This window comes from Enterobacter sp. PTB, from assembly GCF_051130085.1.
Lineage (GTDB): Bacteria > Pseudomonadota > Gammaproteobacteria > Enterobacterales > Enterobacteriaceae > Enterobacter > Enterobacter ludwigii.
Genome location: NZ_JBDKEE010000093.1, coordinates 1 through 954, shown reverse-complemented (window position 1 = coordinate 954; position 954 = coordinate 1). Strand labels below are relative to the sequence as shown.

The window sequence follows — 954 nt, the reverse complement described above, 5'->3', positions numbered from 1 at the left end:
CGGGCTCAAAACGCTGGCGCTTTCTGTATCACTTCAATGGCAAACCACAAACTTATCTTATCGGCCCCTACCCTGAAATCTCATTAGCGGAAGCACGCCTCCGCCGCGACGATGCCAAAAGGCAACTGGCTAACGGCGTCGATCCTAATCAGGAAAAGCGGGAGGAAAAGAAAGGACACACAAACATCCGCACATTTGAGGCCGTGGCTCGTGAGTGGCACAAAAGCAATCGTAAATGGAGTAAGGATCACGCCAAACGGATCCTAACTTCACTGGAAACACATTTGTTCCCGGCACTGGGAGAATGTGACATCACTAAACTGAATACCCGTGATCTTCTGGCACCAGTTAAAGTTGTGGAGGCCAGGGATAATATTGATACTGCAGGGCGACTGCAAAGCCGCATTACCAACATCATGCGCTATGCCGTACAGAATGCTTATATCAGCTATAACCCGGCACTGGACATGAAGGGAGCTATCTCCTCGCAGAAGGCTGAACACCACCCCGCATTGCCTTTTAAAGGGGTCGCCGATCTATTGGAGAAAATGAACAGCTATCGGGGGCAGCCTCTCACCATACTGGCAATCAGGCTGGCTTTGCTCATCTTCATCCGTTCCAGTGAGTTACGTTTTGCTCGCTGGCCGGAAATCGACTTCAAACGCGCACTCTGGACGCTTCCTGACAAACGCGAAGAGATTACCGGAGTCAGGTTCTCCACGCGTGGTGCCAAAATGTGCACCCCACATCTGATCCCATTGTGTAAGCAGGCTGTAGATATACTGGAGCAAATCCACGAGATCAGCGGTGAATTTGATTTGATTTTTACCGGGGCTCACAATCCTTATAAACCGATGAGCGAGAACACCATCAACAAAGCATTGCGCAAGATGGGATTTGATACCAGAACCGACATCTGCGGCCACGGCTTTCGTACTATGGCATGTAGTGCCA

General features: G+C 50.3%; 1 protein-coding gene. It reads left to right on the top strand.

Annotation, left to right across the window (positions count from 1 at the left end):
- On the top strand, nucleotides 1-954 hold a 954-nt coding region (locus AAIR21_RS27710), incomplete at both ends, for a tyrosine-type recombinase/integrase (protein WP_434682818.1).